This is a genomic window from Hyphomicrobium sp. (assembly GCF_003987855.1).
GTDB lineage: Bacteria > Pseudomonadota > Alphaproteobacteria > Rhizobiales > Hyphomicrobiaceae > Hyphomicrobium_B.
On the sequence record NZ_RXIZ01000012.1, the window covers coordinates 38,709 to 53,965 of the forward strand.

Below are 15,257 nucleotides of genomic sequence, written 5' to 3' on the forward strand. Positions count from 1 at the left end.
ACGTCAGCGCATGAGTCTCTCGCGCCGCAGTTTCATCGCAAGTTCAGGCATCGCGCTTGCCGGCGTGAGCCAAGTCACGGGACGAGCCGCATTCGCGGCCGTGCCTGAAGCACCAACCCAGCCGTCTCCGCTCATGCAGTCCCCGCTTTATCCCACGAGCGGCCCGGATTATCAGCCGGTGGTCACGCTCAATGGCTGGACTCTTCCGTGGCGCCGCAATGGCGACTGGAAAGAGTTTCACCTAGTCGCGGAACCGGTGGTGCGCGAGATCGCACCGGGAATGAAGGCGCACCTGTGGGGATACAACGGCCAGTCACCCGGTCCGACCATCGAAGGCGTCGAGGGCGACAAGGTCCGAATCTTCGTCACCAACAAGCTTCCGGAACACACCACAATCCATTGGCACGGAATGCCGGTGCCGAACGGAATGGACGGCGTCGGGGGGCTTACCCAGCCACAGATCAAACCTGGCCAGACCTTCGTCTACGAGTTCGAGCTCAGGCGGTCGGGCACCTTCATGTACCATCCGCACGCCGACGAAATGCTGCAGATGGCCATGGGAATGATGGGCTTCTTCGTTGTGCATCCGAAGGACCCCAACCTGCACCGCGTTGACCGCGACTTCGTGTTCCTCCTCAACGCCTATGACATCGAGCCAGGCTCCTACGTGCCCAAGGTCAATACCATGCTCGATTTCAACCTGTGGACCTTCAATAGCCGCGCGTTCCCCGGCATCGATCACATGGTGGTGCGCAAGGATGATCGCGTGCGCATCCGGTTCGGCAACCTCACCATGACGAACCATCCGATTCACCTTCATGGCCATGAGTTCGAAGTGACCTGCACAGACGGCGGCTGGACGCGGCCGGAAGCGCGCTGGCCTGAAGTCACTGTCGACTGCGCGGTCGGCCAGATGCGCGCGGTGGAGTTCGTCGCGAGCAATCCAGGTGATTGGGCGTTCCACTGTCACAAGTCCCACCACACCATGAATGCGATGGGACATGACGTGAAGACCTATGTCGGCGTCGATCTCAAAAGCATGCAGAAGAAGATCGCGAAGGTCATTCCCGACGGTTACATGCCCATGGGCCAGGCTGGCGGCGCCGACATGGCCGAGATGGAGATGCCGCTCCCGGATAACACGTTGCCGATGATGACGGGGTTTGGCCAATACGGCCCCATCGAAATGGGCGGCATGTTCACGGTTATGAAGGTCCGCGAGGGTCAGGATCGCAACGACTACAAGGACCCGGGCTGGTTCAAGCATCCCGAAGGGTCAGTCGCGCGGGAATGGACCGCAGATCTCGCGAAAGCGGATGAGGCGCCGCAGCCTTCCACAACGCCCGGCGATGTCGAACTGCATGTCGTCAAACCCACCGGCCCCATGAATCACTGATCAGCAATAGGGAGTAGAGATGAACCGTACCATGAAAGCTTTTGCCGTCGCATTCGTGCTCGGCACGGCAATCCACGCAATGCCGCCGACGCTCATGCAGGCAAGCGCGCATGACGACGATGATGATTTTGCGGCCGGCGAGCCCGGAGATCCTACGAAGCAGTTCCGAACCATTGAGATCACAATGTCTGAGCGGGACGGAGCGATGGTGTACGCGCCCGCGAGCGTGGAGGTGGCGCGAGGCGAACAGATTCAGTTCGTCATCCGCAATGCCGGCGCGTTGAAACACGAGTTCCACCTCGCGTCGGTCGCGCAGAACGCCAGCCACCTCATCGAAATGCAGAAGAACCCAGAAATGGTTCACGATGAACCCAACGTCCAAACGGTAGAACCCGGTGGGACAGCGGAGCTTTTCTGGCGCTTTTCAAAGCCAGGCGAGTTCGAGTTCGCATGCCTTATCCCTGGCCATTACGAAGCAGGGATGCACGGAAAGGTCGTGGTCAAATGACACGATCGCATCAGCGGAGCATTCCGCATCCAAAACCAGCACCAGGAGTATCCCCATGAAACGGTCCCCCCACCTACATATACTTGCCTTCGCAGCTTTGGCGATGTCCGGGATGGCGCAAGCCGCAGACCTTCCAATGATCAACGGCGTCGTAAAGAAGGTCGATGAGTCCGCCGGCAAGATGACGATCAAGCACGAAGCGATCACCAACCTAGACATGGGCGCCATGACGATGGTGTTCAAAGCCAACAATCCGGCGATGCTTAAGGAAGTGAAGCCGGGCGACAAGATCAAATTCAGCGCGGATAAGGTCAACGGTCAGATCACGGTCATGATGGTTCAGAAGGCCAAGTGACCGACGGCGGGGGCCGCCGTACCCCCGTCAGCCGACCGCGCTTCGTACAATTTTCAAACAGGCTGTTTCGGCCGCAGGACTCAATATGCAAGCGACGCAAAAAACGAAATCGTTCACGCGTCTATCAGCGGGGATGGTGGTCATCATGGGTGTTCTGGCGGGGAGCGTCGTCGACGCTACGGCTTTTCCGACATTGCATTTACAGGGCCCCCATCGACCATCTGGGGTGAACCTGGTCGACAATCGCACGTATCGGCACTGCCATAATGGACCGCGGTTCGTTGAGTGTTATACGCGTAAATTCGGGCAGAAGGATCCGGTGACCCTGGAGAGGGGACGAACGTGGGATCGGAACCGATCTGCCGAAAAGGGCCCGCTGCGCCGGCAACGTCCACCGCATCGCGATAGATCGCCATGAAACAGCATCGCTCCTTTCTTAGGGCTTCTATCCTTGTCCTCGCGATATCAGCGGGAGCCCAGAGCCCGCTCGCCGATGTGGTGTCGGACTGCGCGTCAGGCAGTCCCGTCCGGGTGATGCAAGGCTGTAGTATTGTGATCGAAGGCGGCGCGCCGGCACCGATGAATTTGGCCGATGCCTACGCGTATCGGGCTAACGCTTCCGAAATGGTGGGCAACCATAGCGACGCCCTCGCGGACCTCGACAAGGCCATCCAGTTGAACCCAAACCAGGCTGGTCTTTATAACAATCGAGGCAATGTTTACCTCGCGGCGGGAAATGAAGCCGAAGCTTTGGCCAACTATGGCGATGCAATTCGGCGGGATCCAAATTTTTCCGGAGCCTACTTCAATCGAGGCAACGCATATGCTCGTATCGGGGATCTCACACTGGCTTTGCGGGACCTTACCGCCGCCGTGCACCTGGGCCCAGCGTTTGCGCCGGCGTACTATAACAGAGCCATCGTAAATCTCCGGCTAGGACGCCCGCGAGAGGCTACGGCGGACATTCGGCAAACGCTCAAATTGAATCCCCGCCACCAAGGCGCTTTGGAAGCCATGAGCAAATTGGGGATTTCGACCGGAATGCGCTGAGCGGGCTTCTTCGAGTCTGAGAAAAGCAAATAGCATCGTGAGAAATTCGTACGGCGAATTTATCGGGAACAGCGCATCGTCAGCGTGGTTACAGATGAAGCCTCCGGCTATTTATTGGGGCACTAATGTTCTGAATAACAAAGCAAGGAGTTTCTAATGTCGTATGCGCGTTTCGCAGCGATGATCGCCAGCGCCACTGTCGTAATGTTTGGATTGATGTATCTCAACACTTACGCGCTTGACCATGTTTTCTACAGCCAGACGCGCATGTGGATGGCAGTTGTGATGGGCGCAGTGATGGCAATTTTGATGCTTATTTTTATGTGGTCGATGTACAAAGACCCGCGTATCAATTTAGCGATGGTCGCTGCAAGTGTTGTCGCTTTTGCAATCGCGTTGTGGCTCGTCCGTAGCCAGCAGACAGTAAGCGACGTCAGTTACATGGAAGCGATGATCCCTCACCATTCCATTGCAATCATGACAAGCGAACGTGCGCATATTCGCGATCCCCGCGTTCGCAAGCTCGCGGATGGAATCATCGATGCGCAGGTTCGGGAGATCGGGGAGATGAAGGCATTGATCGCTGACCTCCAGCGCAATCCGACGGCACCGGACGCCAAGGACCTGGCTCCTGCACAATAAGGTGGCCCGGCTCAACTGGATGTGGTGGCAGAAAACTCAATCGGAACCGGCACCAATAATAAATCTCGATCGGCCGAAGCCGCAACTTATTGCTTACAATTCATATACTTACGTCGCATAATGATCGTTATGTTAAATCCATTTCGTTTTAGTTAGCCGACGCCTTTGTTCCCTTCTTCCCCTTCGGGGTTTTGACCGCATCTTTGCTCGCCTTCCCTTGAGGCTTCGATACGTCGAGGACGAAGACGTCGATACGGGCCCTCTCAGAATCATCCAACCGATCGAGAAGCATTTTGCGAAGTTCATTTGCCGATGTCGGACGTGGCAAGCCGTCTGGGTGAGCAGTCAGCTGCTTGCCGGGGACATCGCCAAACCACAGCACGATGTAAACTCCCCTCCCGTCGGCTCTCCACGAACGTCCATAGAGATCATCGAGCTGAGTTTGGGACGCGTTCCAGACTTCAGGGTGCCACTGGCCTTTGACTTCGATGGGAAGGCCAAGCGTCTGCAGACTTGCCACAATATCGCAGCGGTTCTGTTCTGGCATTAGGTTCTCAGGAACCAAGCTAATGGATGATGGGAGCTTGGGTCGAAGAGCATCGACAATGCGATGCCGGCAGGTGTTCTCATCCTTTGGCCGGTCGCCATTCCAGTAAGCATCCCAACCGTCAGTTTCGGCATTACGAAGATAGTGCTGCATTTCCTCAAGGCGATCGACAACCAATGCTTTCAGGTCATCGATTGTACCGGGCAGGCCATCCGCAAGAGTCTGCTTCGCCTGATTGAATGTTAAAGGTACATATTCCTGATCCCGGCGGAGGCGACGTTGTTGCGCGCGCGCATGTTTGATGGATTCTCCGTAAGCGGCCATCGATTCCAACGTGGCCAGGTGATCGAGAGCTTGCGAAGCCTCCGAACTCGGAATGCTGCTGAGTGCCGTGATGCAGCCATAGATGAAATCGGTGGCATCGTGTGGCTCATGACTTCCTCTCCAACCCGAGGGAGGATGTGGCACGACCGGCCAAAGAGGCGCGAAGGTCTGAATAAGTTGCTCGAGCTGTCTAACCGATAATGAGAGCGACCGGTTTTCAAATCGGTCTGGCCGTCGAAGATCTATGATTGACCACAGAATATCTTTATCACCGGTGGCGTGCTTCAGCGCCTCACCTCGCAAATCGGGCAGATAAAGGAGGAAGGCGGCGGCGAGCCACATCCGAAGGGCTTCGGGACTTAATTGTCCTTGATCCTTCAGGCGCTCCCTTGTCAGCTCGAACAACTGTGGCGAAGTGCCCGAATGCAGGGCAATTTGAAGAAGTTCCTGTTGGACACTTAAGTTTGCGGCTGGATATGCATTCAGCCATCGTAACGCCAAAGGACCCGCGATGCCGCTAAAGCGCGGGTTCCTGGCCATACGATAAATGGCAGATATATTTTCTTTTCCTGCGGCAATATTGGGCTCGATGATTGCGGTCAGAAATGCTTCGGCACCTGCCTGAGTTTCAAAGACGTTGTCTTCGAGGCAGCGCTCTACGTCTTCACCAAGTTTCTGACCGTGAAACTCCGGCATCTCCCACCAAACCGCCAAAATTGCGTTGGCGACCGATGGTGCCACTTGATCTAGCGACTCTCCGCGACGCACAAGCTCAGCAACGCCACAAACCAATATAGGCTCAATGTTCCAATGTTTGCCCTCAAAACGAATTTCAATGATTTGTGTGATGGTGGGGAGGCCTGTGCGTCCAAGACTTGCGACAAAACCTTGGATCGCGGCTTCGGCAATATCCTCACCCACCCATTCCTGCAGTCGCTGCAGGGGTTCGGACTCGTGATTCAGATCCGAATAGCGATTTAGATACGCTTGAGCCAACGAATGAAGAGCACCGAAGGCTTTTCCCGTCCGGATATCGTCTTTGACCCTTTCGAAGTTTCGGCGATGCTTGGCGAAGGTCAGAGCTTGCTGCCTGCGATATCTGTCCTGTCGTCGCCGCTCCTCCTTCTCAAAGTCTCGGGCTGGAGGTTTTGTCAGTTCCGCCCACTCTTCGGCTAAAGCGACATGCTTGACCGTAGATCGCTCGATAACTCCTTGGAACACATCATCAAGCTTGTCTATCCGGCCTTGCGACCGAACCAAGTCAGCCCACAACGTGATATCGGCGTCAGCAAGGGAATCCTTTTCTAAGATCTCGGAAAGAAAAAAAGCCGCGTCGCTTCGGTCTAAATAAAGTCCCGGATTGGATTGTGGGAGCTCGGAAACGATGGCCATCCATGGACCATTCTCAATGGACGTATCATTCAGAGCCACGCGCTGAACCGCTCGTCTAAATGGGGTGTCCGTTCTAAGGGTGGCGGAAATCTGATCTCTACTGTCGCTGGAAGCACTCGCGCGTGCATCGATGTGGCGTATCCAATTCCAAAAGCAATCGGCTCGAACTTCAACTCCCTCTAGGGCCTTTGCGATCAATCGTTGGACGGCTCCCGAAATCCGGTAGTTGGGGCTCCAATAAGGTGATGTTTTCTTCGCTGCGATGCGGTCGGCCAGAACGTCCAACACCTCAGCACAAATCTCTGGCGGGAGGTTTCGAACCAGCGTGTAGTCAGTGCCTGAAATAAAGTCTTCAGATGTTTCATTTCTGTCGATGCCGAGTTCAGCGATAAGGGCGTCGACAATTTCTGAGGCCGATATGCCTTTGCCCGATAAGAGGCCGATTATTGTTAGCGCCAAGCGCTTGTCGTTGCCGCCTCCTTTTGCAAGAGTGGAAACGATTGTGGGCCAATCAAGGTGGGCTTGGCTGGCGATAAGCGCATGGGCAGCATGCAGACGTTCCGAATACGCGGCGGAACTGTCGGCAATGAGCTCCTTCAGCTCGGGCACTATTTCCTTTGTAAGCGTTGAGCCTGGAAGCGCCTCCAGAAGCAGAGAAGAAAGGTGAAAGTGCCTTTCAGGACTTCGGACGACAGAAATAATGTCATCCTTCAATTCAGCCCGTGCAAGACCAGACACGGCGCGCATGCCCCAATCTTCACTACGAAAGTAGGGATCTTCGTTCGCAAGGGCGGCAAGCGTCACCAGGAGCAGTTTAGCTCGCGGTGTGGGCAGTTTGTCAGTCTCGCCATAGCGGAGCACGCCGTAGGGGTCTGATTTAATACACCGGTCGGCGACCGAAGGACTAAAATGGCCAAGCCATGCGTGCACGCCTCGGAGCGGACCCGGAACTCCTCCCGCAAACTCAAGGATCTGGAACAGCCGCCTTTCTGAAAGGCCGTTTTTCAATCTTCGCGCAAGCCAATATGCTGACCAGAACTCAGCTATGACGCGGTGTAGCGGAACAAACAGGCCTTCGCCGTCCGATCGAAATAACCGCGTCTTTAAAACCTCCTGTGCGAGAGGTGCATCCGGAATACCTGCGATATCGGATACATGAACAAAGCCAGCCGGAAGATTCTCGCGCACACCGGTCGAGATGCCAGCCATGTTCGATAGCAGCAGGTGTGCCATGATAGCCCCGGCCGAGACCAACAAATCTTCGACATGCGCTTGGGCAGCCGGCGAATTCACATGGGCGGGATTCATTTCCCTGACCAACATGCGAGACGCCTTATCCAGGAGTTCCGGCTTGTTGTCTGGAATTCCTTGACCTTCACCGGCCACTTCGGCGAGCAGGCCTAGAGTTAGCGGGTTGCCAACAAGCTCCTCAAGGCCTCGGTTGGCGATCTCTTCGAGCAACTTGTCCGCATCGATGTTGTCATAGCCTGCAAGGAAACTACGTGCTTGCTCCTGCGTAAACGGCAGGATCTGCAGCGTGACAGGACGGAAGCCATAATCCTGTTCGATTTTCCAACGATCCGACAAACCCTGCCAATCTGCTGCACGACAAGACAGAATGAAGCGCGGTCGACCGAGCTTATCCAGCTTCTTCAAAACGACATCGAGCGCGGTCTCTCCCGATGCGGTCGATACCTCGTCCAGGCCATCAATAATGAGCGTTCCCGAATGTCCGACGGTGTAGGGCGAAAGATCTTCGCTTCGGGAGAACGTACCGGCGCTCACCCGTACAGCGCTCAGCGAATTTGCAATGGATTTTGTTAGGTCGCTTTTACCTATCCCTGGTTCACCGAGGATGACTATCGGATTTTGGATCGTGCTGATCTCATCCTCTCCGATGGTCTTCTCATCGGGTTGGAGTTTGTCGACCACGAGCGTGCGGGGAACGTAAGCCATTAACTCTTCCGCCGCTTTGGTGCGGCGTTAAGCTTTAGCCTTTGAAGCAGAATGTCTGCAGGCTCGTCATTTGGATCTTGCGGCACGAGTTCACCGCGAAATGCTTTAGTCAGTATGGCTTGATCAAGCTTTGTGAGCAGTCGCTTTGCACTCGAATGCTCTTGAACAACCTTGTCGAGCCAAGCAAAGGCTGTCGCAATGGCATCCGCGATGATTTTGGCTTCTTCTGGCGGCGCTAGCGGAATTGGTAGGCGCTGTACACGTTCCTTGTTGAGCGCAGGCTGATTGTTGCCAGCGCCCGTCGTCCGCGTCTGTTGATAAGCGAAATAGAGATACCAATAAACGTATTCGGGCGAGTATTCAGCTTCCGCGACCCGTATCGCGGCGCAGTTCTGATTGTTGCAGGCGTATATATCAAGTATGGCCGCCTGTCCGCGTGTCTTTCCCTCGCCTATCATACCGAGGAGCACTGTTCCGCGCGGATGAAGCCTTGTTGACGACCTATCCAATCCGGCCTGGGTAATCATCTCCTCAGTCGAATTAATTCTGCAAAAGGCAACCTCACCGCTGCTTGCCCACGGGATGCCTCCGTTCCAGAATTTTGATTCTTTTCGGCTAGGGGTGGCGCCTACATAGACACCAAAAACCTGTCCTAAACCCACCCAGCACCACTGTGACGGCAAGATCCTCGTTTCAAGCAAAGAGTTCATATCTCTATTGAGATCATCGTCGGTTTTTAGGAGGGCGGTTTTCTCATCTCGACCGCGACCAGGTTCATTAGCAATCGCAATCGCCTTGAGCTGGCGGTCGTGCACGAAGGATTCAGCGCAAGTTAACTTGTGAAGATTTTTCCGCCTCCAGTCCGCGGTCAACTCTCCGGAAAAAGCATCCGCAAGAATCGCTTGTTTATAGCGCTCAATAAGTTGCGGGATGAGGTCGAGTTCATTCCGAACCCGGGTTGAGCGGGCTGTGAGGCTGTCGAGTTTAGCGACAATGTGACTTAGCTCCAAAGAAGGAGCGATTGGGACTTCAATGAGCTGAACCGACGCGGGGCGCGCTCGCATGAGTGAGCCGCCGACGCCTGAAACGGTCTGTAAGAATTGCTCCCGAAAATCGGGCGCTGAAAGCAGATGTCTGAAATACTTGGGCTCCAAGCATCCCGTGCGGAAAACAATCCATTCCCCCGACGCGATCTGGCGGTGCCCTGTGTGTTCCGGCACCACCCAAACGCGGTTGATATGAGGGACGATCTTGCAAAGCAAGACATCGCCAGGTTGAACGATCTGCTTGCTTGACCCTATTTCTCGCCCTGCAATTACCTCGGGCATCCCTTCCGAATAGGAGGGTACGCTGTATAGTTCGAATAATTCGTCAGGGAATCTTGCGGGATCTAAATTTTTCGTGGAGGCCGCAAATGTGCCGAGTGGTACGGATCGCCACATTTTTGCGGGACTAGTTACTCTCATTCCGCCGCCTCCTTTTTGGCAACGGCTACCACTTCGACTTCCAGATCCTCGCTCAGCCCCTCAATCTCCGCCAGCGCAGCTTTGAGGTGGCCGACAATCGCGGCTGCTATGTCTTCTGGTTCAATTAGTCCCTCCTCCGCCGTGGCCTCCGTATCCTTCAGCCATGTGATATCAAGATTGTTATTGCGGTCTTCAATCTTCTTCCTGTTGAAGCACCGGAACCGCCCCTCCTCCCCTTCATCCTTGCGCTTAGCCTTCCCATACGGATCAGCGCCAAAAGCTTTTTCAAATCCGGCAAAGTCCTCGACATTGAGTGGCCGAGTCTTCCCAAACGCATCCATGTTGGCGCGCAGGTCGTAAACCCACACCGCCTTGGTATTCCCCTCGTCCGTCTTGCCGCGCGTGAAGAACAGCACGTTGGTTTTCACGCCCTGCGCATAGAAGATGCCCGTCGGCAGCCGCAGGATCGTGTGCAGGTCGCACATGTTCATCAGCCAAGTTCGCAGCCGAGCTCCAACTCCGTCCGCAAACAAAACGTTGTCGGGCACCACTACGGCCGCGCGGGCGCCCGGCTTCAACGCGCGAATGACATGCTCAACGAACGGCAACGGCCCAACACGCTCATCGGCCGTAATCGAGAAGTCCGCGCGCGAGACGGATTGCGGCATCTTGTTAAAGGGCGGATTGGTAAGGACGAGGTCGGCCTTCCCTAACGCCTCCCCATCGCTCGACAGGCTGTCGATGTCTCCCACCGAGCTTTCAATGCCGTGCAACTGGAGATTCATCAAACACAGACGTCGCGTCTCCGGGACGTATTCCGCCCCTCCAAAGGCTTCGCACCGCTGGAAATGAGCCTGCTCCGCGCTGAGCTTGAACAGCTCATCCGTCTTGCTCTTGATGTAACGGTCGGCCGCAATGAGAAAGCCCCCAGTCCCGCACGCAGGGTCTTGAATAACTTCGCCGGGCTGCGGCTTCACCAGGCGCACGATGCTATCGATGAGCGGCCTTGGCGTGAAATACTGCCCGGCTTTCGATTTCTTTTCGCTCGTGGTTTTTTCGAGCAAGCCTTCGTAAAGATTCCCGAGGCCATCATCCCGCGCCGAAAACCAGTCGAGCTCGTCAAGCGTCGTGGTGAGAAGCTTCAGATCGGTGGGCTTGCGCAATGCCGTCTGCGCGTCGGTGAAAATGGCGCTGACCAACGGATCCTTCGCGATCTTGCTGTTGCCCAGGTCCAGCAACAGCTTGCGATAGAAGTCGAGCTGCTCCACGCCGCCCTTGCTCACGAGATCGGCCCAGCGATAGCCCTTGGGCAAACGCTCCTCGTGCTTGGTCTCTTCCAGCATCTTGAGGAACAGAAGGTACGTTAGCTCGGTGATATATCCCTGATAGGACACGCCGGCGCCCTGGAGCGCCTTCGAGAGGTTCCAGAGCTTAGCAACAATAGTCGAGGTAGCTGTCATACGGCTCAACTCGCCTGCTTCCATAGTTCATCATTGATCTGCGAGAGGATTCCCGCGAGCTCACCGCCAAACTGCTTGTTGAGGCGATTGAAGCCACCATGTTGAGCGAAGGGGTCCGCGTCTAGTGCCTGACGATCGACCACAATCTCCTTTTGCATTTGTTCCCCAATTCGCTGCAGCCACTGCCGCTGCGGATCGGTCCAGGGTTTGGATTTTAGGATGGTGGCAAGGGCGCGCTTCACCCGCTCATCATAGGGGAGCAACGGCTCCTTGAGAGCCGCTTGGCGCACAAATCCGATGATGGACGCAGCAATGTCCTCATTCCTCGCCTGTCGCCACGCCTGGCGGAGCTTGGTGTCGTTGAAGTTGTTCTTAGCCAACTCAAGCTGAAGCTCCTTCAACTGCTGACGCGTCAACTCACGCGGCCGCGTCACAACAACATTCAGCGCGACAATCTTGTTGAGGTTCTCGCGGACAAAGGCTTCGAAGCTTCCCAAATAGTCTTCCGGCCGACTTTGTCCCGCACCATACCCACGGGTCACTTCTGTGATTTCGTCGTCGTGCTTTGAAATTGGCAGGAAGGTTCCGCCGCTCTCGGGATTCCAATCCAGAATCTTTCCGAGATGCAGTTTTCCCTTTACCCACCCCGCCAGCTCGCTCGGTTGGCCCGCTAGGAGGCGTTTGAGAGTGTTTTCGGGTGTCTCACCTGCCTCAGCCTCATACTTCTGCCGAGACTCATCGGAAAGCCGTCCCAGGCGGCGGCGCAACTTAACGGCCAGCTGTTTGCAGATCGTATCCTGGTGTTCGGCCTTGCCGGCTTTCACCAACTCTTCGAACAGCTGCGCAAACGTGATCTTAGGATTGACCACCACGGGCTTCATCGAGGTGACCTGTTCAAGGTTCTTGTAAAGGTCCACCGCGTCGAAAATGCGGAATACCTCCTTGCTCCTGCCCGGGCCATAAAGGTCCGCACATAAGCGCGTTGCACGGCCAAGCATCTGCTCATAGAGGATGCGGCTGTTCACCCGCCGCAAGAACACCAGGTCGGTGATGCTCGGGACGTCAATGCCAGTGGTCAGCAAGTCGACGGTCACGGCGATACGAGGATTGGTGTCGTTGCGGTAATTCCGGATGAGATCCTGCACACGGTCGACACTGCCGGTAATTTTCCGAACCGCCGAGTCTGAAATCGGAATGCCCGCCTTGGCATAGGCTTTCTTCATTTCGGCAACGACGATGTCGGCATGGCCGTCTGTGGCCGCAAATATCAGCGTCTTTCCAGGAAAGCTCGGGTCAATGTGCTTGACGAGCTCTTCGCACACGACCTGGTTGAACGCCTGCGTGATCACCTGCTTGTTGAATTGTTCAACGTCGAACTTCAGCTCGTCGGGCGCGCGGGCGAGGTCGATCTCGCCGGTGGCGGTGTTGAACAGCTCGACTTGATCCCCGGCGTTGAAGACAATGCCCTTGTCGCTGAGCTTGGTTTTGATCTGGTATGGCGGCTCATGGTCTACCAGATAGCCGTCGATCACAGCTTCTCGATATGAATAGGTGAAAACCGGATCCCCGAAAATCTGGGATGTATGGAGAGCCGGCGTCGCTGTAAGTCCGATCCTCACCGCATCGAAGTGTTCAAGCACGCGCCGATATTTCGAAATGTAATCGTCTTCGTTGCGGAACTCGAGCTCCGGCTCGGACAGCTCTCGGTCGAGGGTGTATCCGCGATGGCACTCATCAACCAGCATCAAATCATATTGGTCGATGGACGGCACATCTTTGGGGTCACTGGCGTAAAGCACGCGCTTGACCAAGCCTTGGATGGTGCAAATGTGAACCTGGGTCTCGGCATCCGGCAAAACGTCCTCGAGGCCTTTGAGGCCATAGATGGCGGCGAACGCCTTACCGCTCACAACCTTGGTGGTGGTGAATTCTGCTTCGGTCTGGTTGCCGAGGGCGCTGCGATCAACGACGAAACAGATGCGCCGGAAGCGTTTGGCCGCCAAAAGGCGATAGAGGAGCGCGATGGCCAGCTTCGTCTTGCCGGTGCCTGTCGCCATTGCTGTGAGCAGCTGGCGTCGCCCTTCAGCCATCCCCTTCTCGAGCGCTTCAATCGCCTTTTGCTGATACGGGCGAAGCGGAAATCCGAAATTGAATGGCTCGGCTTTCAAGCGCTCATCAGCCGCCTCGCGATCGACGTCGAATTCGGCTTTCAATCCTTGCGGTGTGTACCAATCAGGTAGTGCCCTTCCAATGTTGGTAGGTTTACGAGAATCCCTAAACCAAATGCCGCTCTCCGTTTCGATCTGCTTTAGATACGGCCGACCGTTCGTCGCGAACAGGAATGGTACCTTGAACTCGTCCCATGGCCCTCCAGCCATCGCCACGCCCTCTGCGGCCTTGAAGCCTTTAGAGTAGCGTTCCGCCTGTCCCAATGCGGCCGACACATTCTTCCGTTGGCGCTTGGCTTCTACAACAGCCAGCAGCGTCGTTCCCACAAACAACGCGTAGTCAGCCGGACCGGTAACAGTTGGCCATTCCGCGATGGCCATATTGCGCCCCTTCGCGGGCCGAGCGCCGGAGGCGTGCGTCAGCCGCTCTGTATCGACTTCCCAGCCACGCGCGCGAAGTTGGGCATCGACAAGCCGACGCGTGTCTGCCTCGTCGAGAGAGATGGCGCGGGCGGCTTTCTGGCTTTGGTCAATCAGTTCCGCGATTTCATCAGGAGGTGAAGCGACGGCCTTCGCCTGCACGGAGGCGAGTTCCGCCTTCACGGCGGCCGCCGAATTGTCCGCTTCGAGTGCGAGCTTTTCCCAAATGGCACGTTCGTCCGCGTCGCGCGCCGCTCTATGCTCGGCACTCTCGCGTGTTCGCGTCTCGGCTTCACGCGCAGCTTCGGCCAGTTGCGCCCGGGTTAGTGCCTTATCGCGTTCCTCCCGTAGAACCTGGAGCTCGGCGTGCAACGCCTTCGTTGCGTCGGCGGGATCTGGCGGTGGCTGAAAAGGCCCGGCATTGAAATTCAGATTTCGTGAAACAGTTTTGTAAAACCAAATTCCCAGTTGCCTTGCGAGTTTGAGGGCCGTCAGAGCCTCGCTGTGCGTGCCCGTGTAATCATGGGTCGCGGTGTTACCGGCCTTTCTAAGAAAATGAAAAACATCGAGGACTTCCCGCTGCAAACCGGCCTCTAATTTGAGACGGCGTAAAAGGTCAGCTTGTGATTACTCGGGAGCTACCAGCAGGCCAAAATGCGCGGCTGCACTTTTAGCAAGCAGCTCCGAAAACTGCCGAAGCTTTGTGAGTGAGGTGGACGGGTCTTCTGCAAAATACCGCTCTGCCAACGCAGCCAGCCGCACGAGTTGGCTATCGTGCGGAGCAAGAAAACCGAAGTTGGTCGAATGAATCCCCGTCATAATCGATCGGAAGATGACACAAGCTTTGCAAAATGAACACAGAGATCAATTGGTTTAATTACTTGAGTAAATTGCAGCAACTCAGGCTGCCTTTCATTATCGGTACAAAGTTGGCCAACGCTTTTGGGGATTAAGCTCCAATCTGGAAATCAGGAAAGCTAACGAGACCGCTCTCTTGTCCTGTCGTGATCACCTCGATCAGGCTGCGCAGGCCCCGCCCCCACATCGCGCGCGTGCTCCTGGGTCAGCGACAACTCAGGTTCCACCCCAAGGTCAATTTCGTGCCCCTCCCGGTCGCGAAGTATTCGTGAGCCGCCGTCGAGTTCGAATTCCTCCCCCTGTATATTCAAGGCGCGCTCGGCCGTCCCTTGCCGCCCCTCGGCACGCTCGCGCGCGAGTGTCAGCTCATCCAAGCGATCTTGAGAATCGAGAAGAGCGTCCACGCCTTCACTCACCTGCCGCGCACGTTCTGGCCATAGCTCTTCGGTGACTTCGGGATTGGCCGGGTAGGTGTGCAGATCGTTCTGAAAGAGCTCAATCGCATGCTCACGGCCGAATTCCTCGGACCATGACATCAGGTCACCCACCGCGTCAGCGGGGTCCGGCACCATCCCCTCGAGCAAACGCTCAAGCTCCCCGCGCTTTTGACCGTAGGACGATGTCTCGCGGGCAAGCTCGGTCACAATGGCTTTGAGTGAGGGATCGTCGGCCATACCGGCCAACCTATGCGGAATGGCCCACCTCGCCAAGATGC

At 56.1% G+C, this 15,257-nt stretch carries 10 protein-coding genes; 5 read left to right on the plus strand and 5 right to left on the minus strand.

Features of this window, described 5'->3' with window-relative positions; translation table 11 throughout:
* Positions 1 to 10 precede the first annotated feature (10 nt).
* The 5 genes from EKK30_RS10285 (at position 11) to EKK30_RS10305 (ending at position 3,951) form a co-directional block, all read left to right on the plus strand.
* Positions 11 to 1,396, plus strand: coding sequence for a copper oxidase (locus EKK30_RS10285; protein WP_290984245.1), 1,386 nt, complete (start codon positions 11 to 13; stop codon positions 1,394 to 1,396).
* A gap of 19 nt (positions 1,397 to 1,415) precedes the next feature.
* On the plus strand, positions 1,416 to 1,904 hold the full coding sequence (locus tag EKK30_RS10290; RefSeq protein ID WP_290984248.1) for a cupredoxin family protein: 489 nt from the start codon (positions 1,416 to 1,418) through the stop codon (positions 1,902 to 1,904).
* 55 nt (positions 1,905 to 1,959) lie between these two features.
* Entirely contained in the window at positions 1,960 to 2,259 is a 300-nt protein-coding gene (locus EKK30_RS10295; protein WP_290984251.1) for a copper-binding protein, read from the plus strand.
* 414 nt (positions 2,260 to 2,673) lie between these two features.
* A complete protein-coding gene (locus tag EKK30_RS10300; protein WP_290984254.1) occupies positions 2,674 to 3,309 on the plus strand; it encodes a tetratricopeptide repeat protein in 636 nt (211 codons plus the stop codon).
* A gap of 156 nt (positions 3,310 to 3,465) precedes the next feature.
* Positions 3,466 to 3,951, plus strand: coding sequence for a DUF305 domain-containing protein (locus EKK30_RS10305; protein ID WP_290984257.1), 486 nt, complete (start codon positions 3,466 to 3,468; stop codon positions 3,949 to 3,951).
* A 148-nt stretch (positions 3,952 to 4,099) separates the two neighbouring features.
* Here EKK30_RS10305 and EKK30_RS10310 read toward each other — a convergent pair whose 3' ends face one another.
* The 5 genes from EKK30_RS10310 to EKK30_RS10330 form a co-directional block, all read right to left on the minus strand.
* Positions 4,100 to 8,170, minus strand: a complete 4,071-nt coding sequence (locus EKK30_RS10310) for a hypothetical protein (RefSeq protein ID WP_290984260.1) — start codon at positions 8,168 to 8,170, stop codon at positions 4,100 to 4,102.
* Positions 8,170 to 9,636 (minus strand): restriction endonuclease subunit S, encoded by a 1,467-nt coding sequence (locus EKK30_RS10315; protein WP_290984262.1) that lies wholly within the window; start codon positions 9,634 to 9,636, stop codon positions 8,170 to 8,172. Before EKK30_RS10315 ends, EKK30_RS10310 begins: the two co-directional genes overlap by 1 nt.
* Positions 9,633 to 11,096, minus strand: a complete 1,464-nt coding sequence (locus EKK30_RS10320; RefSeq protein ID WP_290984264.1) for an N-6 DNA methylase — start codon at positions 11,094 to 11,096, stop codon at positions 9,633 to 9,635. Before EKK30_RS10320 ends, EKK30_RS10315 begins: the two co-directional genes overlap by 4 nt.
* A gap of 5 nt (positions 11,097 to 11,101) precedes the next feature.
* Complete coding sequence (gene hsdR, locus EKK30_RS10325) at positions 11,102 to 14,269, minus strand: type I restriction-modification system endonuclease (protein ID WP_290984267.1); 3,168 nt, start codon at positions 14,267 to 14,269, stop codon at positions 11,102 to 11,104.
* A gap of 392 nt (positions 14,270 to 14,661) precedes the next feature.
* Positions 14,662 to 15,216: a hypothetical protein gene (locus EKK30_RS10330; RefSeq protein ID WP_290984269.1), complete on the minus strand. Its 555-nt coding sequence runs from the start codon at positions 15,214 to 15,216 to the stop codon at positions 14,662 to 14,664.
* Positions 15,217 to 15,257: the final 41 nt, after the last annotated feature.

Coding starts and splice junctions, on each gene's coding strand:
- EKK30_RS10285 (WP_290984245.1), top strand. CDS start 11: ATGAGTCTCTCGCGCCGCAGTTTCATCGCAAGTTCAGGCATCGCGCTT.
- EKK30_RS10290 (WP_290984248.1), top strand. CDS start 1,416: ATGAACCGTACCATGAAAGCTTTTGCCGTCGCATTCGTGCTCGGCACG.
- EKK30_RS10295 (WP_290984251.1), top strand. CDS start 1,960: ATGAAACGGTCCCCCCACCTACATATACTTGCCTTCGCAGCTTTGGCG.
- EKK30_RS10300 (WP_290984254.1), top strand. CDS start 2,674: ATGAAACAGCATCGCTCCTTTCTTAGGGCTTCTATCCTTGTCCTCGCG.
- EKK30_RS10305 (WP_290984257.1), top strand. CDS start 3,466: ATGTCGTATGCGCGTTTCGCAGCGATGATCGCCAGCGCCACTGTCGTA.
- EKK30_RS10310 (WP_290984260.1), bottom strand. CDS start 8,170: ATGGCTTACGTTCCCCGCACGCTCGTGGTCGACAAACTCCAACCCGAT.
- EKK30_RS10315 (WP_290984262.1), bottom strand. CDS start 9,636: ATGAGAGTAACTAGTCCCGCAAAAATGTGGCGATCCGTACCACTCGGC.
- EKK30_RS10320 (WP_290984264.1), bottom strand. CDS start 11,096: ATGACAGCTACCTCGACTATTGTTGCTAAGCTCTGGAACCTCTCGAAG.
- EKK30_RS10330 (WP_290984269.1), bottom strand. CDS start 15,216: ATGGCCGACGATCCCTCACTCAAAGCCATTGTGACCGAGCTTGCCCGC.